Origin of the sequence: Streptomyces sp. KL116D (assembly GCF_030766975.1) — a bacterium.
Taxonomy (GTDB): domain Bacteria; phylum Actinomycetota; class Actinomycetes; order Streptomycetales; family Streptomycetaceae; genus Streptomyces; species Streptomyces longispororuber_A.
The window spans coordinates 61,697-81,010 of sequence record NZ_JASERH010000095.1 but is presented as its reverse complement, the minus strand read 5'-3'; the positions used below and the strand labels follow the sequence as shown (position 1 = coordinate 81,010).

At 72.6% G+C, this 19,314-nt stretch carries 16 protein-coding genes; 10 read left to right on the top strand and 6 right to left on the bottom strand.

The window, feature by feature from the left end; translation table 11 throughout:
* Window positions 1–107: 107 nt before the first annotated feature.
* From RBJ77_RS37900 to RBJ77_RS37890, 3 genes are read left to right on the top strand one after another with little or no spacing between them, the layout of a single operon-like run.
* Window positions 108–914 (top strand): ABC transporter ATP-binding protein, encoded by an 807-nt coding sequence (locus tag RBJ77_RS37900; RefSeq protein WP_372349276.1) that lies wholly within the window; start codon window positions 108–110, stop codon window positions 912–914.
* A complete protein-coding gene (locus RBJ77_RS37895) occupies window positions 911–1,888 on the top strand; it encodes an ABC transporter substrate-binding protein (RefSeq protein ID WP_372349093.1) in 978 nt (325 codons plus the stop codon). Before RBJ77_RS37900 ends, RBJ77_RS37895 begins: the two co-directional genes overlap by 4 nt.
* A gap of 5 nt (window positions 1,889–1,893) precedes the next feature.
* Complete coding sequence (locus RBJ77_RS37890; protein WP_372349092.1) at window positions 1,894–3,960, top strand: iron ABC transporter permease; 2,067 nt, start codon at window positions 1,894–1,896, stop codon at window positions 3,958–3,960.
* Between the two features lie 27 nt (window positions 3,961–3,987).
* Here RBJ77_RS37890 and RBJ77_RS37885 read toward each other — a convergent pair whose 3' ends face one another.
* Window positions 3,988–4,461 (bottom strand): peroxiredoxin, encoded by a 474-nt coding sequence (locus tag RBJ77_RS37885; RefSeq protein WP_372349091.1) that lies wholly within the window; start codon window positions 4,459–4,461, stop codon window positions 3,988–3,990.
* Window positions 4,462–4,749: 288 nt separating this feature from the next.
* On the opposite strand from RBJ77_RS37885, the gene RBJ77_RS37880 reads away from it, so the two are divergent.
* The 4 genes from RBJ77_RS37880 (at window position 4,750) to RBJ77_RS37865 (ending at window position 9,040) form a co-directional block, all read left to right on the top strand.
* The gene (locus RBJ77_RS37880) at window positions 4,750–5,577 is read left to right on the top strand and encodes an isocitrate lyase/phosphoenolpyruvate mutase family protein (protein ID WP_372349090.1); all 828 of its coding nucleotides are present in this window, start codon (window positions 4,750–4,752) and stop codon (window positions 5,575–5,577) included.
* 178 nt (window positions 5,578–5,755) lie between these two features.
* Window positions 5,756–6,166 carry a hypothetical protein gene (locus tag RBJ77_RS37875; protein WP_255976553.1) on the top strand — a complete coding sequence of 137 codons (411 nt, stop codon included), beginning with the start codon at window positions 5,756–5,758 and terminating at the stop codon, window positions 6,164–6,166.
* Between the two features lie 106 nt (window positions 6,167–6,272).
* Window positions 6,273–6,722: a MarR family winged helix-turn-helix transcriptional regulator gene (locus tag RBJ77_RS37870; protein ID WP_372349275.1), complete on the top strand. Its 450-nt coding sequence runs from the start codon at window positions 6,273–6,275 to the stop codon at window positions 6,720–6,722.
* Window positions 6,723–6,955: 233 nt separating this feature from the next.
* Window positions 6,956–9,040 (top strand): MMPL family transporter, encoded by a 2,085-nt coding sequence (locus RBJ77_RS37865; RefSeq protein WP_372349089.1) that lies wholly within the window; start codon window positions 6,956–6,958, stop codon window positions 9,038–9,040.
* On the opposite strand, the gene RBJ77_RS37860 is transcribed toward RBJ77_RS37865, so the two are convergent.
* The 5 genes from RBJ77_RS37860 to xylB all read right to left on the bottom strand — a co-directional run bounded on the left by RBJ77_RS37860 (window position 9,041) and on the right by xylB (window position 15,518).
* On the bottom strand, window positions 9,041–9,943 hold the full coding sequence (locus tag RBJ77_RS37860; RefSeq protein WP_372349088.1) for a hypothetical protein: 903 nt from the start codon (window positions 9,941–9,943) through the stop codon (window positions 9,041–9,043).
* A gap of 171 nt (window positions 9,944–10,114) precedes the next feature.
* A complete protein-coding gene (locus tag RBJ77_RS37855; RefSeq protein WP_372349087.1) occupies window positions 10,115–10,705 on the bottom strand; it encodes an isochorismatase family cysteine hydrolase in 591 nt (196 codons plus the stop codon).
* On the bottom strand, window positions 10,702–11,673 hold the full coding sequence (locus RBJ77_RS37850) for an LLM class F420-dependent oxidoreductase (protein ID WP_372349274.1): 972 nt from the start codon (window positions 11,671–11,673) through the stop codon (window positions 10,702–10,704). The genes RBJ77_RS37855 and RBJ77_RS37850 overlap by 4 nt, the downstream gene beginning before the upstream one ends.
* A gap of 114 nt (window positions 11,674–11,787) precedes the next feature.
* Complete coding sequence (gene yicI, locus RBJ77_RS37845) at window positions 11,788–14,010, bottom strand: alpha-xylosidase (RefSeq protein WP_372349086.1); 2,223 nt, start codon at window positions 14,008–14,010, stop codon at window positions 11,788–11,790.
* Between the two features lie 26 nt (window positions 14,011–14,036).
* Window positions 14,037–15,518 carry a xylulokinase gene (gene xylB, locus RBJ77_RS37840; protein WP_372349085.1) on the bottom strand — a complete coding sequence of 494 codons (1,482 nt, stop codon included), beginning with the start codon at window positions 15,516–15,518 and terminating at the stop codon, window positions 14,037–14,039.
* Between the two features lie 273 nt (window positions 15,519–15,791).
* On the opposite strand from xylB, the gene xylA reads away from it, so the two are divergent.
* The 3 genes from xylA (at window position 15,792) to RBJ77_RS37825 (ending at window position 19,314) form a co-directional block, all read left to right on the top strand.
* Window positions 15,792–16,961: a xylose isomerase gene (gene xylA, locus RBJ77_RS37835; RefSeq protein WP_372349084.1), complete on the top strand. Its 1,170-nt coding sequence runs from the start codon at window positions 15,792–15,794 to the stop codon at window positions 16,959–16,961.
* Window positions 16,962–17,086: 125 nt separating this feature from the next.
* Window positions 17,087–18,352, top strand: coding sequence for a sugar ABC transporter substrate-binding protein (locus tag RBJ77_RS37830; RefSeq protein ID WP_372349083.1), 1,266 nt, complete (start codon window positions 17,087–17,089; stop codon window positions 18,350–18,352).
* Window positions 18,353–18,366: 14 nt separating this feature from the next.
* Window positions 18,367–19,314, top strand: a complete 948-nt coding sequence (locus tag RBJ77_RS37825; protein ID WP_372349082.1) for a carbohydrate ABC transporter permease — start codon at window positions 18,367–18,369, stop codon at window positions 19,312–19,314.

The window sequence follows — 19,314 nt, the reverse complement described above, 5'->3', positions numbered from 1 at the left end:
CCTGCTTCCCGATCCGGTTAGGTTAGGCTAACCTTCACGCCGTGAGAACTGGTGAACGCGCAGGCAGCGCCCCACGTCCGCGCGGTCACGAACTGTCGGCCGAGCACGTGACCGTGTCGTACGACGGAGTCGACGTCGTCCACGACGCGGCCCTCGTCCTCAAGCCCGGTGAAGTGACCGCCCTCGTCGGCCCGAACGGCAGCGGCAAGTCGACCTTGCTGCGCACCGTCGCGCGGCTTCAGGGGGCCCGCCGCGGCACCCTGACCCTCGACCCGGGAACGGCCGACGCCGCCGACGGCTTCGACCTCACCGCTCGTCAGTTCGCCCGCCGCGTCGCGCTCCTGACGCAGTCCCGGCCCACCCCGGCCGGACTCACCGTGCGCGACGTCGTCGAGTTCGGCCGCTACCCGTACCGAGGCCGCTGGGGACAGACGGACCCGGACGGCACCGCCGTCGTGAACCGCGTGCTCGCCCTGACCGGCGTGGACGCCCTCGCCGACCGCGGCGTCGACCAGCTCTCCGGCGGACAGTTGCAGCGCGTGTGGCTCGCGAGCTGCCTCGCCCAGCAGACGGGCGTGCTGCTCCTCGACGAACCGACCACCTACCTCGACCTGCGCTACCAGGTCGAACTCCTCGACCTGATGCGGGACCTGGCGGACGACGGCGGCATCGCCGTCGGCGTCGTCCTGCACGACCTCGACCAGGCGGCCGCCGTCGCCGACCGGATCGCCCTGCTGCGCTCCGGCCGCATCATCGCCGACGGCACCCCCGAGGACGTGCTGGAGCCCGAACGCCTCTCCGAGACGTACGGCATCCGCATCGACATCGACACCGACCCCCTCACCGGCCGGCTGCGCACGCGCGCGATAGGCCGCCACCACAGCAGAAGCGAAAGGCTCCACAGCACCTCATGAGAAGCGCCGCCCTCCTCACCGCCGCCGCAGGCACCGCCGCGGCCCTCCTCCTGTCCGGCTGCGGCTCCTCCGAGCCCGCGAAGCCGGCCGCCGACAGCAAGTCCCAGAAGATCACCCTCACCGACGCGAACGGCGCGAAGGTGCGCCTCGACCGCCCGGCCACCAAGGTCGTCGGCACCGAGTGGAACGTCGTGGAGTCCCTCGTCACCCTCGGCGTCGACCCCGTGGGCGTCGCCGACGTCAAGGGCTACACGACGTGGGACAAGGCCGCCCCGCTCACCAACTCGCCCAAGGACATCGGCACCCGCGGCGAGCCCAGCATGGACACCATCGCCGGACTCACCCCCGACCTGATCGTCGCGACCACCGACCTGTCGGCGTCCGCGGTCAAGCAGATGAAGAAGATCGCCCCGGTCCTCCAGGTCAGGTCCGCCGACGCCGCCGACCAGATCGGCCGGATGACGGACACGCTCGACCTCATCGCGAAGGCGACCGGCAAGGAGGACGCGGCGAAGGCCGCCGAGAAGTCCTACGAGGCCAAGGTCGCCGAGGGCAAGAAGGCCCTGAAGGACGCCGGGCTCGACGGCGCGTCGATCGCCTTCGCCGACGGCTACGCGGCCTCCAACCAGGTCTCCGTGCGCGCCTACACGAGCGGCTCCCAGGTGGGCGCCGTCAACGAGGACCTCGGCCTGAAGAACGCCTGGAAGATCAAGGGCGACAAGGACTACGGCCTCGCCACCACCGACGTCGAGGGCCTCACCGGGCTCGGCGACACGACGCAGTTCGCCTACATCGGCAACAAGTCGGAGGGCGACGTCTTCACCAAGGACCTCGCCGGCAACTCCGTCTGGAAGTCGCTGCCGTTCGTGAAGGCCGGGGACGTCCACCGGCTGCCCGACGGCATCTGGATGTTCGGCGGTCCGAAGTCGATGGAGCAGTACATCGACGCCCTCGTCGGCGCCCTGACGAAGTAGCAGCCATGGCCGTCACCGCAACCCCCACCGTCACGCCCGAGCGTACGGCCGCGACCTCGTCGGGCGCCGTCGCGGTGACGGCCGGGCTCGTCCTCCTCGTCGCCGTGCTCGCCGTCGTCGACATCACCCAGGGCACCGCATCCGTCGGCGCGAGCCAGGTGTGGAAGGCCCTCACCGGACAGGCCGAGGCGGGCGACTCCTCCGTCCTCGTCGCCTCCCGGCTGCCCCGCATGGTCGCCGGGATCCTGGTCGGCCTCGCGCTCGGCGCGGCCGGCGCGGCGCTCCAGGCGGTGAGCCGCAACGTGCTCGCCTCACCGGACACCCTCGCCGTCAACGCCGGTTCGTACCTCGCCCTCGGCATCCTCACCGTCACCGGCGCCACCCTGCCGCTGCTCGCGTCCTCCACGGTCGCGTTCGTCGGCGGGCTCGCCGCCGCGGCCGTCGTGCTCACCCTCGCCGGCCGCGGCGCCGGCGGCGTCCGGCTCGTGCTGGCGGGCAGCGCGCTCGCCCTCGGACTCAACGCCGTCACCGAGGCATTGCTCCTGCTGTTCCCCGAATCCACCGACGGGCTCTACCAGTGGGCCCAGGGCAGCATCAGCCAGAACGGCTTCGACGGCGTCGTGCGCATGGCGCCCGTCGTGCTCGCCGCCCTCGGCGGACTCGTGCTGCTCGCCCGCCGCGTCGACGCCCTCGGCCTCGGCGACGACGCGGCCCGCGGTCTCGGCGTCCCGGTCCGCGGCACCCGCGTCACCGCCGTCGTCCTCGCCTCGCTGCTGTCCGCCGCCGCGGTCACCCTCGCGGGTCCGATCGGCTTCGTCGGACTGTGCGCCCCGGCCCTCGTCCGGCCGCTCGCCCGCCGGGTGCGACCGCTCGTCCGGCACCGGACGCGCATCCCCGTCGCGGGCCTGGTCGGCGCCGCCCTCGTCCTCGGCTCCGACGTGCTGCTGCGCGCGGTCACCTCGGCCGAGACCGCGGTCACCGTGCCCACGGGCATCATCACCAGCGCGGTCGGCGCCGTCTTCCTCGTCGTCATGGCCGTGCGCATGCGCGACAGCGACGCCGCGGCCGCGCCGGACCGGCTGCGCATCCCGAGCCGTACGGCGTTCACGGTCACCGTCGTGGTCCTGGTGGCGGCGCTGATCGGCGCCACGATCGGCGCGGTCCTCATCGGCGACAGCACCCTGCTCCTGGGCGACGTCGTGAACTGGGCGCGCGGACAGGCGGGTCAGGCCGTCACGTTCGTCCTCGACACCCGGGTGCCCCGCGTGCTCGCCGCGCTCTGCGCGGGCGCGGCACTGGCCCTGTCCGGCACGCTCGTGCAGTCGGTGACCCGCAACCCGCTCGCCGAACCCGGCGTCCTCGGAGTCTCCGGCGGCGCCGCGCTCGGCGCGGTCCTGCTCGTCACCTCCGCGCCCGGCGCCGGGTCCTGGAGCATCGCGGCGGCGGCCTTCGCGGGCGCCGCCGTCAGCGCCGCCGTCGTCTTCGGGCTCGCCGCGAAGGGCGGCTTCCGGCAGAGCCGGCTCGTCCTCGTCGGTGTCGGCGTCGCCGCCGGCACGACGGCGCTGATCAGCCTGCTGATCGTGCTCACCGACCGGTTCAGTGCCACCAAGGCCCTGATCTGGCTGTCGGGTTCGACGTACGGGAGGACCGCCCCCGACCTGCTGCCGGTCGCCGTGGCGCTGGTCGTGGCGACCGTCGTGACCGTGGTCCGGCGCAGGGAACTCGACCTCGTCTCCCTCGACGAGGACACCCCGCGCCTGCTCGGTCTCGACCTCGGCCGCGGACGCCTCGGCTTCCTCGTCCTGAGCGTGCTGCTCAGCGCCACCGCGGTGGCCGCCGCGGGCACGATCGGCTTCGTCGGGCTGGTGGCGCCGCACGCGGCCCGCGCCCTGGTGGGCCGTCGGCACGTGCGGGTCGTGCCCGTCGCGATGCTGCTCGGCGCGACCCTCGTCTGCGTCTCCGACCTGCTGGGCCGCACCGTCATCGCCCCGGCCCAGCTCGGCGCGGGACTGATGACGGCGGTCGTCGGCACGCCGTACTTCGTGTACCTGCTGGTGCGCAGCAGGCGGTAGCGCGCAGGTCCGCGGTGCTCTTCGGCGCTACTCGGCCGCTGCCCGCAGCGCCGCCAGGGCGCGGTCCGCGTGCGCGCTCATCCGGAACTCGGAGCGCACCACTTCGAGGACGCGCCGGTCGGTCCCGATGACGAAGGTGGCCCGCTTGGTCGGCAGCGGACCGAACCCGCGGGCCACCCCGAACCGGCCGCGCACCTCGCCCTCCGGGTCGGACAGCAGCGGGAAGCCGAGCGTGTGCTGCCCGGCGAACTCGCGCTGCTTCTCGACGGCGTCCGAGCTGATCCCCACCGGTCGGGCGCCCACCGCGGCGAACTCGGCGGCCAGGTCCCGGAAGTGACAGGCCTCGGCGGTGCAGCCGGGCGTCATCGCCGCCGGATAGAAGAAGACGACGACCGGGCCTTCGGCGAGCAGCGACGACAGCGACCGGGGCGTACCCGTCTCGTCGGGCAGCGTGAAGTCGTCGACGACGGTACCGACTTGGATCCGGCTGGATGCGGGCACGGGGCACTCCACTGCTTCGGATGCGGGCGGGGACACGCGCACGGGAACGTGCGCCCGCGATCGTACTCGGCAGTAAGGAAGGCGGGGGCGGCCAGGGGCACCCCGCCGGGTCCGACCGGTGGGCCGGCCCCGCCTCGGTCGGCCGGAATCCGCAGGCGTCGAAGTAGAAGGCCGCAGCCGCGGTTCGAATTCCCCGTGCAGCCACGCGCATCCCGCGGCGCGGGCGGCCGGACGTGGATGTCGGATTCTCGCCAGCCGGGGGCGCCCGGGAGCTGTTTGACTTCGCCCATGACGACCACGCAGCAGGACTCCGTCCACGCCTTCCGCGCCCTGCACACCTCCGACCGGCCCCTCGCCCTCGCCAACGCCTGGGACGTCGCGAGCGCCCTGGTCGTCGAGTCGGCGGGGGCGCCCGCGATCGCCACGACCAGCGCCGGAGTGGCCTGGTCCCTCGGCCGCCCGGACGGCGACGCGCTCACCCGCGACGAGGCCGTGGCGGCGATCGCCCGGATCGCGGCGGCCGTCACGGTCCCGGTCACGGCCGACATCGAGACCGGCTACGGCGACGGACCGGACGACGTGGCCGAGACGGTCCGCCAGGTCGTCGCGGCGGGCGCGGCCGGGGTCAACATCGAGGACGGCACCCGGCCCCCGGCCGACCTCGCCGCCCGTCTCGCGGCGGCCCGCGACGCTGTCGGCGACGACCTGTTCCTCAACGCCCGGATCGACACGTACCTGTTCGGGCTCGGGGAGGACGGGACCCGCCTCAAGGAGACCCTGGAGCGGGCCCACCGGTACGTCGAGGCGGGCGCGGACGGCATCTTCGTCCCCGGCGTCACCGACCTCGACACCGTCGCCGCGCTGGCGGCCGGGATCCCCGTGCCCCTGAACGTCATGGTGGGACCCGGCGCTCCGTCGGTCGCCGAGTTCGGAGCCGTCGGTGTCGCCCGGGTCAGCCTCGGGTCGGGCGTCGCCCAGGCCGCGTACACGGCCGCCCGCCGGGCCGCGCAGGAACTGCTCGGCACCGGCGGCTACGCCCCGCTCGCGGACGCCGTCGACTTCGGCGAACTGAACGCGCTGCTGTCGGCGCCCGCCTCCCGTCACTCGTCGGAGTGACGCCGGGCCCCGGTGGCCCGCGCCCCGCCGGTGCTGATGACCGTGCGCGACCGCCGGCCCCCACCGTCAGGGGTGTCTCCGAGCCCTCCACCCCGGCGGGGTAGCGTTCTTCGCCGGGGCGGACGGACGCGGGGCGGGCCGACGCCCGGGGCGCGCGGTGCGCGGGAGGGAGTCGGAGATGGTGGAGTGGCGCTTGATCGGTCGTGGCGCCCGGCAGGTCCCTGAGCCGTGGGCGACGCCCCTGACCTGGACGGTCGCCTACGGGAGCGCGTTCGTGCTGGTCGCACTCCTCGACGTCCTGGGCGTGCTCGACCGCACGGGTCTCGCCCTCATGACGCTCTCGCTGCTCGCCGCGGCCCTCGGCCTGCGGGGCCGCTTCGTGGCCGCCCCGGGGACCGCCGCCCTGTGCTGGGTGTGCCTGAACGTCCTCGGCACCGAACCGACCGGCGAGCTCTCCTGGGCCGGGCACCGCGACCCCGGATGGATGGCCTGCCTGCTGCTCGCCACCGTCGCGGGCACCGCCATCGGGCGCCTGCTGCACGCCCGGTCCGCCTACCGCCGCGTCACTCCGTTCGACGAGTTCGGCTGAGCCCGCGGCGCCGGTGACCCGCCTATAGGGTGGTCCGGTGAACAGGGCCGAACCGGACGACGACAAGACCACGGAGCACACGGACAGGAGCGGCGGCGCCGCGCCCGTGCCCCATCCGGACCTGCGCGCGCTCGCCGTCCAACTGCGGCGCATGAACGGGGAGATGAACCGTCTCGTGCACGGTTTCGCCGCCGGGCAGGAACTGCACACCACCGACGTCCAGGCGCTCGCCGCCATCCTCGACGCGGAGGAACCCCTCACGCCGAGCCGGCTGCGCGACCACCTCGGCCTGACGTCCGGCGCGGTGAGCGCCTGCGTGGACCGGCTGGAGCGCGCGGGGCACATCAGCCGGGTGCGCGAGAGCAGTGACCGGCGCGTGGTCCACCTCCACTACGTGCCCGGCGCCCAGGCCGCGGCCCGGACCTACTTCCAGCCCCTGGCCGAGGCCACGGAGCACGTGCGCGGTGCCTTCAGCGAGGACGAACTGGCCGTGGTGCTGAGGTTCCTGGGCGCGCTCAACGGGGAACTCGCGACGATCCGCACCCCGCGCGTCTGAAATCCGGACCGGGCGCATCCGCGGGGCGGGGTCGGGCGGAAGCAGGGGTACGAGCGGCTCGGCACGGGAGATCCCCTTGTTCGCGGACCCTCTGTGCCCCGGTCGATCGCGCCGCGATATAACTCAATCATTGAGATACTTTCTCATTGAGTCTTCTGGGGCCGACTCCGATCTGCCCCGACCCCGACCCTTCCTGACTCCGTCCTGCCGTGACTCCTCACCTCTGGAGCCCCATGTCCCGCCCCGCACGAGGCACCCGCTGGCTGGTGCCTCTTCTCCTGCTCATCGTCTGGCTCGCCGTCGGCGGCACGCTCGGCCCGTACGCCGGACGGCTCGGCGAGGTGGCGACCAACGACCAGGCCGCCTTCCTGCCCCGCAGCGCGGAGTCGACCCGGGTGATCGAGGCGCAGCGCGCCTTCCAGCAGGACGAGACGCTCCCGGCGATCGTCGTCTGGACCGCCGACGACGCCGGCCCCCTCACCGCCGCCCAACAGGCCGAGGCCACCCGACTGCTGGCCACTTTGCGCGACACGCCGGGCGTCGTGGGCCAGGTGTCCCCGGCCATTCCCTCGGACGACAAGAAGGCGCTCCAAGGAGTGGTCCAACTCCGGCCCGACCTCGGTGACGAGCTCGCCCCGACACTCGACCGGGTGGAGAAGAAGGCCGCCGCGCTCGGCGGCGCCACGGCCGCCGTGGCGGGCCCCGCCGCCAGCCAGGCGGATCTCTCCGGCGCCTTCGCGGGCATCGACGGACTGCTGCTCGGCGTGGCCCTGATCACCGTTCTGGTGATCCTGCTGCTCGTCTACCGCAGCGTGCTGCTGCCCTTCGTGATCATCATCAGCGCCGTCTTCGCCCTCGGTGTCGCCTGCGCCGTCGTGTACGTCCTCGCCGACCACGACGTCGTCCGCGTCGACGGACAGGTGCAGGGCATCCTCTCGATCCTGGTGATCGGCGCGGCCACCGACTACGCACTCCTGCTCACCGCCCGGTTCCGCGAGGAACTCGCGGGCGGCGCGGACCGGTTCGCGGCGGCGAGGGCGGCCCTGCGGCGGTCCGCGGGAGCCGTCGTGGCCAGCGCCGCGACCGTCGCCCTCGGGCTCCTCGCGCTGCTGCTCAGCGACCTCACCAACAACCGGGCCCTCGGTCCCGTCGGCGCCATCGGCATCGTGTGCGCCGTGCTCAGCACCCTCACGTTCCTGCCCGCCGTCCTGGTGCTGCTCGGCAACGCCGCGTACTGGCCGGCCCGCCCCCGTCCCGCGGAAGCGGCGGGCGGCGGCCACGGCGTGTGGCGCCGCGTCGCCCGCGCCGTGGAGAAGGCGCCGCGCAAGATCTGGGCCGTCGCCCTGGTCGGCCTCCTGGCCTGCGCCGCGTTCGCCCCTGGCCTCAGCTCGAAGGGCGTCCCGCTCGACGAGATCTTCGTCAACGACGCGCCGTCCGTCGCCGCACAGGCCACCCTCGCCGAGCACTTCCCCGGCGGCTCCGGCAATCCGGCCGTCGTCATCGCCGACGCGGCCCACGAGAAGGCCGTGACCAGCCGGGCGGCACAGGTGAAGGGCGTGGCCGACGCGGTCCCCGTCACCGAGAGCGGCCGACCGGGCGACGGCCCGGCCCGCGTCGTGGACGGCAGGGTCAGGATCGACGTCACGCTGCGGGACACGGCGGACAGCGACGCGGCCAAGGAGACCGTCGCCCGGCTGCGCACGGCGCTGCACCCGATCGACGGCGCCGACACCCTCGTCGGCGGCTACACCGCGCAGCAGTACGACACCCAGCACACCGCCGAACGCGACCGCGCGCTCATCGTGCCCGTCGTCCTCGCCATCATCCTGCTGATCCTGATCGGGCTGCTGCGCTCCGTGCTGCTGCCCGTGCTCCTGGTCGCCACCGTGGCCCTCAACTTCCTCGCCACGCTGGGCATCTCCTCGCTCGTCTTCGAGCACGTCCTCGGCTTCACGGGCACCGACGCGTCCGTGCCGCTGTACGGGTTCGTCTTCCTCGTGGCCCTGGGCGTCGACTACAACATCTTCCTGATGTCCCGGGCCCGCGAGGAATCCCTGCAGCACGGTGTCAGGGACGGCATCCTGCGGGCACTCGTCGCCACGGGCGGCGTGATCACCTCCGCGGGCGTCGTGCTGGCGGCCACGTTCGCCGCCCTCGGCGTCATCCCGCTGGCGTTCCTCGTGCAGATCGCCTTCATCGTGGCGTTCGGCGTGCTGCTCGACACCCTGGTCGTCCGCTCCCTGCTCGTGCCCGCGCTCGTGTACGACATGGGGCGGGTGGCGTGGTGGCCGGGGCGGCTGAGCCGACGGGCGGACTGATCACGCGGTCGCGGCTGCCCGCATCGTGTCCTCCTCGTCCTCCTCGGCCCGCAGCTCCCTGTGGAGCCGGGCCGAGGAGGCGCACGTCAGCGGCATGACCAGCGGAGGCAGCAGCAGAAGGGCCACCGCGGTGGGCAGGATCAGCACCAGGACGCCGGTCATCCACACGTTGTCGTCGCTGAGCCACAGCATGCCGAGGCCGACCGGACGGGAGAGCGGCTCGGCCGCGTACCGTCCGAGCCAGACGACGAGCACGGCGGCCGCACCGGCCAGCGCGCCCGTGCCCACGGTGCGCCGTCGCGCCCGCCGCGTCAGCACCCACGAGCGGTACAGCGCCACGAACGGGGAGCGGTGCTCCAGGACCGCCTCGGCGGTGGCCAGCGACAGACGGGAGTGCAGCAGCGGCACCGCGCACCAGATGGCGATCGGCAGCACCCAGCCCAGCAGCGCGTACTGCGGGCTCGCGGTGCCGTGCAGCGGCGTGGGCTCCACACCGGGCACCAGGCCCCCGTCCACGCACGCGAACAGGATGAGGCCCGCCAGCACCACGGCGCCCATGACCAGTCCGGTCAGGGCGTTCGTCGCGACGGCGGCGGGCAGCCGCCGCCGGGTCCGCCGCCACAGCTCGCGCGTGCCCAGGTTCCCCTCGCCCCGCCGGGCGCGGGCGTCGGCCACGGCGTACGCGGCGTGCAGCACGGCGACGACCAGCAGTCCCAGCAGGAGCAGCGCCGACGCGACCACGGCACCGGCCTTCAGCAACGGCTCCATGCCGCCGTCCGCGTACGCCACGTAGGAGTCCTCGTCGGCGATGTTGCGGTCCGCGTAGTCCCGGACGTCGTCGAAGGCGCCCCAGGTGCCCGCGAATCCGGCGGCCACGATCCCGCAGCCGGCCACGGCGGTCACGGCGGAGACGAGGAGCGCGAACCGGTACGGAGCGCCCCGCAGCCCCAGGGCCTCGGCGACCGCGCCGCCTCAGGCCGTCCGGTGTCGGTCGTGCGCCATGCTCTGCCCGGCCTTCGTGCGGTGACGTGCGTACGGAGGCTGGGACGCCGTGCGCGGCGCACGGGGTTCCCGTCACGCCTGAGCCGCCGCGTCCCCGCCCTCGAACGTCACCCGCGCCGCCTCCACGACCCGCGCCCCCATGTTGCGCCGCATCATCTCCAGCGCGGGCCCGGCGAGTTCGGGGTGGATCGCGGCCGTCGCGTCGTGCGGCACCGTGACCCGGAGGTGGCGGATGTGCGCGTCCAGGGCCGAGTACAGGACGCACTGCTCGGTGACCTGGCCGCACAGCACCACGTGCCCGATGCCCAGTTGGGTGAGCAGGTACGACAGGGGCGTCTCGTAGAAGATCGAGTGGCGGGCCTTGACCACGAACAGGGACCGGTCGTCCGGGCGGATGGGTTCCACCAGGTCGGCGTGCGGGCCCGAGAGGGCCGTGTCGAGCAGTTCGCCGTGGTGCGAGCGCCACTGGCCGAAGTTGTCGTTGACGTAGATCACCGGCACGTCGGCCGCGCGGGCCCGGTCGATCAGGTCGACCACGACCGGGACGACGGCTCTGGACGCGGGCAGGAGCAGGTCCGCGTCGTCGTGGTCGTACGTGTTGATCATGTCGATGACGATCAACGCCGCCGCGGGGCCCGGCGGTTCGGGGGAGTCCGCGGTCATGCGAAGGCGCCCCGGAGCGCCGGCAGCAGCGTCTTCGCGGACCACTCCAGGAACGCGTCCTGGTGGTCGCCGCCGATCTGCACCAGCGCGAGCTCGGTGAATCCGGCGTCGACGAACGGGCGCACCGCTTCCAGGAAGGTGTCCACGTCGTCGCCGCAGGGGAGGGCGTCGGCGACGTCGTCCGGCCGCACGTACTGGGTGGCGCCCTCGAAGGAGTCGGGGTGGGGCAGCTCGGAGTTGACCTTCCAGCCGCCGCCGAACCAGCGGAACTGGTCGTGCGCCCGGGCCACCGCCGCCGTCCGGTCCGTGTCGAAGCAGACCGGGAGCTGCCCGACGCGCGGCTTGCCCGCACCGCCGTGCCGGTCGAAGGCGGCCGTCAGGTCCGGATCGGGTTCGGTGGCGATGAGCAGGTCGGCGAGCCGCCCGGCCAGCGCGCAGGACCGCTCGCCGGAGACGGCGACGCCGATCGGCGGCGGAGCGTCGGGCAGGTCCCACAGACGGGCCGAGTCGACGTCGTAGTGCTTGCCGTGGTGGGTGACGTGGCCGCCCTCGAACAGGGCGCGGATGATCGTGACCGCTTCCTCGAACATCTCGTGCCGTACGTCGACGGCGGGCCAGCCCCGGCCCACCACGTGCTCGTTGAGGTTCTCCCCCGAGCCGAGGCCGAGCCGGAACCGGCCTTCGGACAGGAGCTGCAGGGTGGCGGCCTTCTGGGCGACCACGGCCGGGTGGTACCGGAACGTCGGGCAGGTCACGTACGTCATCAGCGGCAGCCGCGACGTGGCCTGGGCGATCGCGCCGAGCACGCTCCAGGCATAGGGGGAGTGGCCCTGGGAGCGGAGCCAGGGGAAGTAGTGGTCGCTGGTCACCGAGAAGTCGAAGCCCACCTCCTCGGCGCCCACCGCGTGGCGGACGAGGTCCCGGGGGCCGGCCTGCTCGGTCATCACTGTGTATCCGAAGTGCACCATGACCACCGCGTCCCCGATCGTCACGGCGCATAACGGAATGGGGCCGTATGCGGCCCGGACCGTCCCCCGACCGAGGGGCGGACGGGCCCCTCCGCCGGGGAGGGGCCCGCCGCGTCACAGCTCGGTGATCGAGGGAGCCGCCCCTTCCGTGGACGCCGTCAGCGCGCCGGAGGCCGCGTCGCGGGTCACCCGGTAGGTGGCCGCGGGGCTGCCGTGGTGGTCGGGGACCGTGACGGTCACGTCCTGGGCGTCGGGCGTGACGAGCAGGGTGAGGCCCTCGGTCCAGTCGCCGTCCGGGCGCTGCTCGTCGGCGCCGAGCGGCAGCACCGCGCCGGGCCGCACGTACAGCGGCAGGCTGTCGAAGCCGTGCGTCTCGCGGCGCCAGGCCGGGCCCTGCACCTTCTCGCCGGTCAGCAGGTGCGTCCAGGTGCCTTCCGGCAGATAGAACTCGACGTCGCCGTCGGCGGAGAAGACCGGCGCCACCAGGACGTCGGGGCCGAGCATGTACTGGCGGTCAAGGGCGCGCGCCGTCGGGTCCGCGGGGAACTCCAGGAGCATCGGGCGCATCAGCGGCACACCGGCCCGGTGCGCCTCGGCCGCGGCGCCGTACAGGTACGGCATCAGCCGGTGCTTGAGCTTGGTGAACGTGCGGGCCACGTCGACGGCCTCGTCACCGAACTCCCACGGCACGCGGTACGAGCTCGACCCGTGCAGGCGGCTGTGCGAGGAGAGCAGGCCGAAGGCGAGCCACCGCTTGAAGACGGCCGGGTCGGGGGTGCCCTCGAAGCCGCCGATGTCGTGCGACCAGAAGCCGAACCCGGACAGCGAGAGGGACAGGCCGCCGCGCAGCGACTCCGCCATCGCGCCGAACGACGACCAGCAGTCGCCGCCCCAGTGCACCGGGAACTGCTGGCCGCCCGCCGTCGCGGACCGCGCGAACAGGACCGCCTCGCCGAGGCCCCGCTCCTTCTGGAGCAGCTCGAAGACGACCTGGTTGTACAGCTGCGTGTAGTAGTTGTGCATGCGCTCCGGGTCGGAGCCGTCGTGCCAGACCACGTCGGTGGGGATGCGCTCGCCGAAGTCGGTCTTGAAGCAGTCGACGCCCTGGTCGAGCAGGACCTTCAGCTTCGACTGGAACCAGGCGCTCGCGTCGGGGTTCGTGAAGTCGACGAGCCCCATGCCCGCCTGCCACAGGTCCCACTGCCAGATGTCGCCGTTCGGCCGGCGCACCAGGTAGCCCAGCTCGGCGGCCTCGTCGAACAGGGCGGACTTCTGCGCGATGTACGGGTTGATCCAGACGGAGATCCGCAGACCCCGCTCCTTGAGCCGGGCCAGCATGCCGACCGGGTCGGGGAAGACGTCCGGGTCCCAGGTGAAGTCCGACCACTGGTACTCGCGCATCCAGAAGCAGTCGAAGTGGAAGACGCTCAGCGGGATGTCCCGCTCGGCCATCCCGTCGACGAACGACGTCACCGTCTCCTCGTCGTACTGCGTGGTGAACGACGTCGTCAGCCACAGCCCGAACGACCAGGCGGGCGGCAGCGCCGGGCGGCCGGTGAGCGCGGTGTAGCGGCGCAGCACGTCCTTCGGGGTCGGGCCCGCGACGACGTAGTACTCCAGCGTCTGGTCCTCGACGCTGAACTGCATCTGGCCCACCGACTCGGAGCCGATCTCGTACGAGACCTTCCCCGGGTGTTTGACGAACACGCCGTACGCGCCGGAGGGGGAGACATGCAGGCTGAACGGGACGTTCTTGTAGGCCTGTTCGCTGCTCGTGCCGCCGTCGGCCTGCCACATGTCGACGACCTGGCCGTTCCTGACGAACGGGGTGAAGCGCTCGCCGAGGCCGTAGACCTGCTCGCCGACCCCGAGGGTCAGCTGTCCCGCCATGTGGTGGGCGCCGTCAGCGGTGGCGAAGAAGGCGGTGCCCTTGCGGCCCGCCGACGTGACCTCCTGTCCTTCCGCGTCGCGGAAGGAGAGCGTCCAGGGGGCGGCCGTGTCGAGGCGGACCGACAGGGCGCCGCTCGTCAGCTCGACGACGTCGCCGTCCCGGCGCACCCGGCCGGTCGATGCGTCGGAGCCGGGCAGCGCGAAGTCGGGTCCCACCGCGCGGCGGCCCGCCAGGTGCGTGGTGCGGACGCCGATGACGCCCTCGGCGGGGGAGAAGCATTCGGTGGTCAGGAGTGGGGAGTTGAGGGTGTCGCCGCGGCGCTCGACGCGCTTGACGGCGGCGTACGCGGTGAAGCGGTCGGCGTCCGTGCGGACGTCGCGGACCTCGGTGGCGTACGAGGCCTGGACCCCGTCACGCATCAGCCAGAAGCCGTCGGTGAACTTCATGATCTTCCCAGGGGAGCAGAGGTGGTTCAGGTCAGCAGGGCCGGCGTCGCCCGGTCCAGGACGTCGGACAGGCGGTGCCAGGTGGGCAGGTCGCGGGGGACGGCGGGCAACAGTGTGCCGCGGCCGGTGTCCCAGTCGGTGGCGACGGCCACGGGGTCGCGGCCGGTGACCGCGCCGGCGGCCAGTGCGGCGGCGCCGAGCGCCACCAGCTCGTCGGCCTCGGGCACCAGGACGGGACGGCCGGACAGCCGGCGCACGGTGTCCGCCCAGACCCGGCCCCTGGCGCCGCCGCCGATCAGCCGGACCGGCCGCGCCGCGACATCGGCGTCGTCCGGGTCCAGGCCGCAGGAGCGCAGCAGTTCGTCGAGGGCCCGCAGCAGCGTGAACACGGCCCCCTCGTAGGCGGCGCCGAGGAGCTGCCGGCCGGTCGTGGCGTGCCGCAGGCCGGTCAGCAGCCCGGCCGCGTGCGGCAGGTCGGGGGTGCGCTCGCCGTCGAGGTAGGGCAGCAGCACGGCGCCGCCGCCGGGCTCGGCGTCCTCGCGGTCCAGCCCGAGCAGCGTGGCGATCCGGTCGACGGCGAGGGTGCAGTTGAGCGTGCAGGCCAGCGGGAGGTACGTGCCGTCGGTCGCGGCGAACCCGGCGAGCGCGGCCGACGCGGGCCGGGTGCGGGTCGCGGCGAACGCGGTGCCGGAGGTGCCGAGGCTGAGCACCGGGTGGTCGAGGAGCCCGGCGCCGCCGAGTCCGAGGCCCACCGCGGCGGCCATGTTGTCGCCGGTGCCGACGGCCACGGCGATGCCCTCCGGGAGGCCGAGCCGCTCGGCGGCCCCGGCCGTGAGCGAGCCCGCGCGGGACCCGCCGCCCGGGGCGAGCGCGGGCAGCAGCTCGGGGGCGAGGCCGATGAGGTCGAGGATCTCCGGGTCGTACGTGCCGGTGGCCGTGGAGTACCAGCAGGTGCCGGAGGCGTCGCCGGGGTCGGTCACCGCGACGCCGCAGAGGCGCTCGGTGAGGAAGTCGTGGGGCAGGCGGACGGCGGCCACCGGGCGGGCCGGCTCGTGCTCGCGCAGCCACTGCCACTTCGCGGCGGTCATGGAGGCGACCGGGACGGAGCCGGTGCGCTCCAGCCAGGCGGCCGGACCGCCGAGCCGCTCGGTGAGGGCGGCGGCCTCAGGGGCGGCGCGGGTGTCGTTCCACAGCATCGCGGGCCGCAGCGGACGGCCCGCCGCGTCGAGCACGACGAGTCCGTGCTGCTGTCCGGCGACGGCGATGCCGGTGACGGCCGTGGGGGGGACGTCGGCCTCCTTGAGTCCGGCCGTGACCGCGTCGCACAGGGCCGACCACCACAGGCCGGGTTCCGTCTCGCGGGCTCCGTGCCGGCCGGTGACCAGGTGGGGGGCGCGGCCGACGGCGAGGAGGCGTCCGGTGGCGGCGTCCGTGACGGCCGCCTTCGTGGACTGCGTCGAACTGTCCACCCCGATCACGACGGAGGCCGACGGTGATGACGGTGGCATGGCGCCTCTCCACTTACTTGCGATCTTGAAGACAAATCATCTGCCGACGCCATTTGATCGTACAGAAAACAAAAGAGCAAGGGTTCCGAGGGGCGGATGAGGTGAAGCGCTTCGATTCGCTTAACCGCAGGTGATCGGGGGTGAGCCTGAGGTGATCTGGGTCGGGGGGTCTAGCGCTTCGACGTTTCTTGGCGTATTAGTCATGTCAGAAAACAAACCGCCCGGTGGACGCCGGGTCGGCGCGCAGAGCACGCAGCAGCAAAGGGTCGCACCATGTCCGAACGCTTCACTCCCACTCCCGACGACAAGTTCACCTTCGGTCTGTGGACCGTCGGCTGGCGGGGCAACGACCCGTTCGGCGACGCCACCCGCCCCGCCCTCGACCCCGTCGAGTCGGTGCGCCGCCTGGCCGAACTCGGTGCGCACGGCGTCACGTTCCACGACGACGACCTGATCCCCTTCGGTGCCTCCGACAGCGAGCGCGAGGCCATCGTCAAGCGGTTCCGTGCCGCTCTCGACGAGACCGGTCTCGTCGTGCCGATGGCGACCACGAACCTGTTCACGCACCCCGTCTTCAAGGACGGCGGCTTCACCGCCAACGATCGCGACGTGCGCCGCTACGCGCTGCGCAAGACGATCCGGAACATCGACCTGGCGGTCGAGCTGGGCGCCACCACGTACGTCGCCTGGGGCGGTCGCGAGGGTGCCGAGTCCGGTGGCGCGAAGGACGTCCGGGACGCGCTGGACCGCATGAAGGAGGCCTTCGACCTCCTCGGCGACTACGTGACGGAGCAGGGCTACGACCTGCGCTTCGCCATCGAGCCGAAGCCGAACGAGCCCCGCGGCGACATCCTCCTGCCGACCATCGGCCACGCCCTCGCGTTCATCGAGCGCCTGGAGCGCCCCGAACTCGTGGGCGTCAACCCCGAGGTGGGCCACGAGCAGATGGCGGGCCTCAACTTCCCGCACGGCATCGCCCAGGCCCTGTGGGCGGGCAAGCTCTTCCACATCGACCTCAACGGCCAGACCGGCATCAAGTACGACCAGGACTTCCGCTTCGGCGCCGGCGACGTGCGCCAGGCCTTCTGGCTCGTCGACCTGCTGGAGTCCGCGGGCTACGAGGGCCCCCGCCACTTCGACTTCAAGCCGGTGCGCACCGACGGCTTCGACGGCGTGTGGGAGTCCGCGAAGAACTGCATGCGCAACTACCTGATCCTCAAGGAGCGTGCGACCGCCTTCCGCGCCGACCCCGAGGTGCAGCAGGCCCTGCGCGACTCCCGGCTGGACGAGCTGGCGCAGCCCACCGCTGCCGACGGCGTGGCCGGACTCCTCGCGGACCGGTCCGCGTTCGAGGACTTCGACGTGACCGCCGCCGCCGAACGCTCGATGGCCTTCGAGCGCCTCGACCAGCTCGCCATGGACCACCTGCTCGGCGTCCGCTGACGACTCCTTCGCGAACCGGCCCGTACGGTGCAGACCGGAGCCGTACCGGGCCAGACGCGAACACCCCGACGGGACACGGGCGTCCCGTCGGGGCCGGTCCCCCCTCCCAGGCAAGGGCAACCACCGTGACAGCAGTTCCCCCTCCGGACGCGGCGCGCGCCAGGCGCCGGCGCTCCGGCCGACGGGCCGCGGCCCCGCTCACCGTTGTCTGCGCGATCGTCGCCGCCAGCGCCCTCGCGGGCTGCGGCCAGCAGCGCGACCCCGACGTCTTCACCGTCCTCAACTCCTCGACCGACGACTCGTACCACGGCTGGGACGCGGCCACCCTCAAGCGGTGCAGCGCGCAGCTGGACGTCACCATCGAGCAGCAGAGCGTCCCCGCAGCGCAGGTCATGACGAAGTCGCTGCGCATGGCGTCGTCGAAGTCGCTCCCCGACGTCATCCAGTTCGACGCCTCCGAGATGCCGACGTTCGCCGAGGCGGGCGGCCTCGTCGACCTGCGCACCCTCGGCCTGTCCACCCAGGACATCCCCGAGGGCATCGTCGACTTCGGCTCGTACAAGGGCACGTACTACGGCGCCGCGCGCACGGTGAACACCCTCGCCCTCTTCTACAACAAGGACGTCCTGAAGAAGGCCGGCCTCCCGGTCCCCACCACCTGGGCCGAGATGCAGGAGACCGCGAAGAAGCTCACCCGGGGCAAGCAGTACGGCATCGCGCTCAGCGCGGGCGGCGCCGAGGACGGCGTCTTCCAGTTCACGCCGTTCATGTGGTCCAACGGTGGCGACGAGACGAACCTGGCCACGAAGAACGTCGCCGAGGCGCTCGACTACTGGAAGGGCCTCCTCAAGGACGGCTCCCTGTCCAAGTCGACGGTGAACTGGACGCAGGCCGACGTCAACGACCAGTTCATGGCCGGGAACGCCGCTATGATGATCAACGGTCCGTGGCAGGTGGAGACCCTCAACACCAAGAAGAACCTGCACTGGGGCATCGCGCAGATCCCGGTCCCGAAGGCGGGGGACAAGTCGGTCGGCCCGCTCGGCGGCGCCATCCTCACCGTCCCCGACACCGGTGACACGACCCGCGAGAAGACCGCCGCCAAGATCGTGCAGTGCATGGCCAGCGAGAAGGAGCAGATTTCCTACGCCCGCAACAGCTGGATGGTGCCCGCCAACGAGAAGGCCGCCGCGATCTGGCGCAAGGAGGTCCCCGAACTCGACGCGCTCGCCGACCAGGTGGCCACCGCGCGCTCGCGGACCGCGAAGGTCGGAGCCGGCTGGTCGTCCGTGTCGCTGGCCCTGCAGAGCGCCTTCCAGTCCGCGCTCACCGGTCAGGACAGCGCCGCCGCGCTGAAGAAGGCGCAGGCCCGCGCCACGAGCGGGAACTGAGGGGACTCACGAACATGTCGACCACCACGGCCTCGGCCACCCCCACCCGCACGGCGCCCGCCGCCCCCGTGAAACAGCGCGACACCCGACGCCGCCGCAGGCTCTCGCAGTGGGGCTTCATCGCCCCCGCCGTCGTCTTCATGCTGCTGTTCTTCGGCTACCCGCTCGTCCGCAACGTCGTGATGAGCTTCCAGGACTTCTCGCCGTCGACCTTCTTCGACGGCAAGTCCCCCTTCAACGGCACCGACAACTGGAGCAAGGTCTTCCACGACGACCTCTTCGGCAAGGCGCTGTGGCACACCATCGTCTTCACGATCGGCTCGCTCGTCGGGCAGTTCGGGATCGGCCTGGCGCTCGCCGTCTTCTTCACGAAGAAGTTCCCGCTCAACGGGTTCCTGCGCTCGCTGATCCTGCTGCCCTGGCTCGTCCCGATGGTCGTCTCCGGCATCGTCTGGCGGCGCATCCTGGACCAGGACACCGGCGTCCTCAACTCCTTCGCCGACACGCTCGGCCTCGGCGGCCACACCCCCTGGCTGACCAGCCCTGGCATGGCCCTGTTCTCGGTGATCCTGGTGAACATCTGGATCGGCATCCCGTTCAACATGGTCATCCTCTACGGCGGGCTCCAGGAGATCCCCAAGGAGCTGTACGAGGCCGCGTCCCTGGACGGCGCCTCCGCCTGGCGGACCTTCCGCTCCATCACGCTGCCGCTGCTCAAGCCGGTGATCACCGTCGTGCTCGTGCTCGGCTTCATGTCGACGGTCAAGATCCTCGACCTGATCCTCGCCCTGACCGACGGCGGGCCCGCCGACTCCACGCAGACACTCGGCACGCTCACGTACCAGAACTCCTTCGTGCAGCTGGACTTCGGCGCGGGCGCCGTCGTCGGCAACGTCCTCATCCTCATATCCGCCGTCTTCGCGGTGTTCTACCTGCGGGCCAACCGCTCCGAGGGGAAGTGA

Bases quoted from the DNA above. Each gene is read 5' to 3' on its own strand.
- xylA (WP_372349084.1), top strand. From the start codon at position 15,792: ATGTCCGAACGCTTCACTCCCACTCCCGACGACAAGTTCACCTTCGGT.
- xylB (WP_372349085.1), bottom strand. From the start codon at position 15,518: ATGCCACCGTCATCACCGTCGGCCTCCGTCGTGATCGGGGTGGACAGT.
- RBJ77_RS37850 (WP_372349274.1), bottom strand. From the start codon at position 11,673: ATGGTGCACTTCGGATACACAGTGATGACCGAGCAGGCCGGCCCCCGG.
- RBJ77_RS37855 (WP_372349087.1), bottom strand. From the start codon at position 10,705: ATGACCGCGGACTCCCCCGAACCGCCGGGCCCCGCGGCGGCGTTGATC.
- RBJ77_RS37895 (WP_372349093.1), top strand. From the start codon at position 911: ATGAGAAGCGCCGCCCTCCTCACCGCCGCCGCAGGCACCGCCGCGGCC.
- RBJ77_RS37865 (WP_372349089.1), top strand. From the start codon at position 6,956: ATGTCCCGCCCCGCACGAGGCACCCGCTGGCTGGTGCCTCTTCTCCTG.
- yicI (WP_372349086.1), bottom strand. From the start codon at position 14,010: ATGAAGTTCACCGACGGCTTCTGGCTGATGCGTGACGGGGTCCAGGCC.
- RBJ77_RS37825 (WP_372349082.1), top strand. From the start codon at position 18,367: ATGTCGACCACCACGGCCTCGGCCACCCCCACCCGCACGGCGCCCGCC.
- RBJ77_RS37890 (WP_372349092.1), top strand. From the start codon at position 1,894: ATGGCCGTCACCGCAACCCCCACCGTCACGCCCGAGCGTACGGCCGCG.
- RBJ77_RS37880 (WP_372349090.1), top strand. From the start codon at position 4,750: ATGACGACCACGCAGCAGGACTCCGTCCACGCCTTCCGCGCCCTGCAC.
- RBJ77_RS37875 (WP_255976553.1), top strand. From the start codon at position 5,756: ATGGTGGAGTGGCGCTTGATCGGTCGTGGCGCCCGGCAGGTCCCTGAG.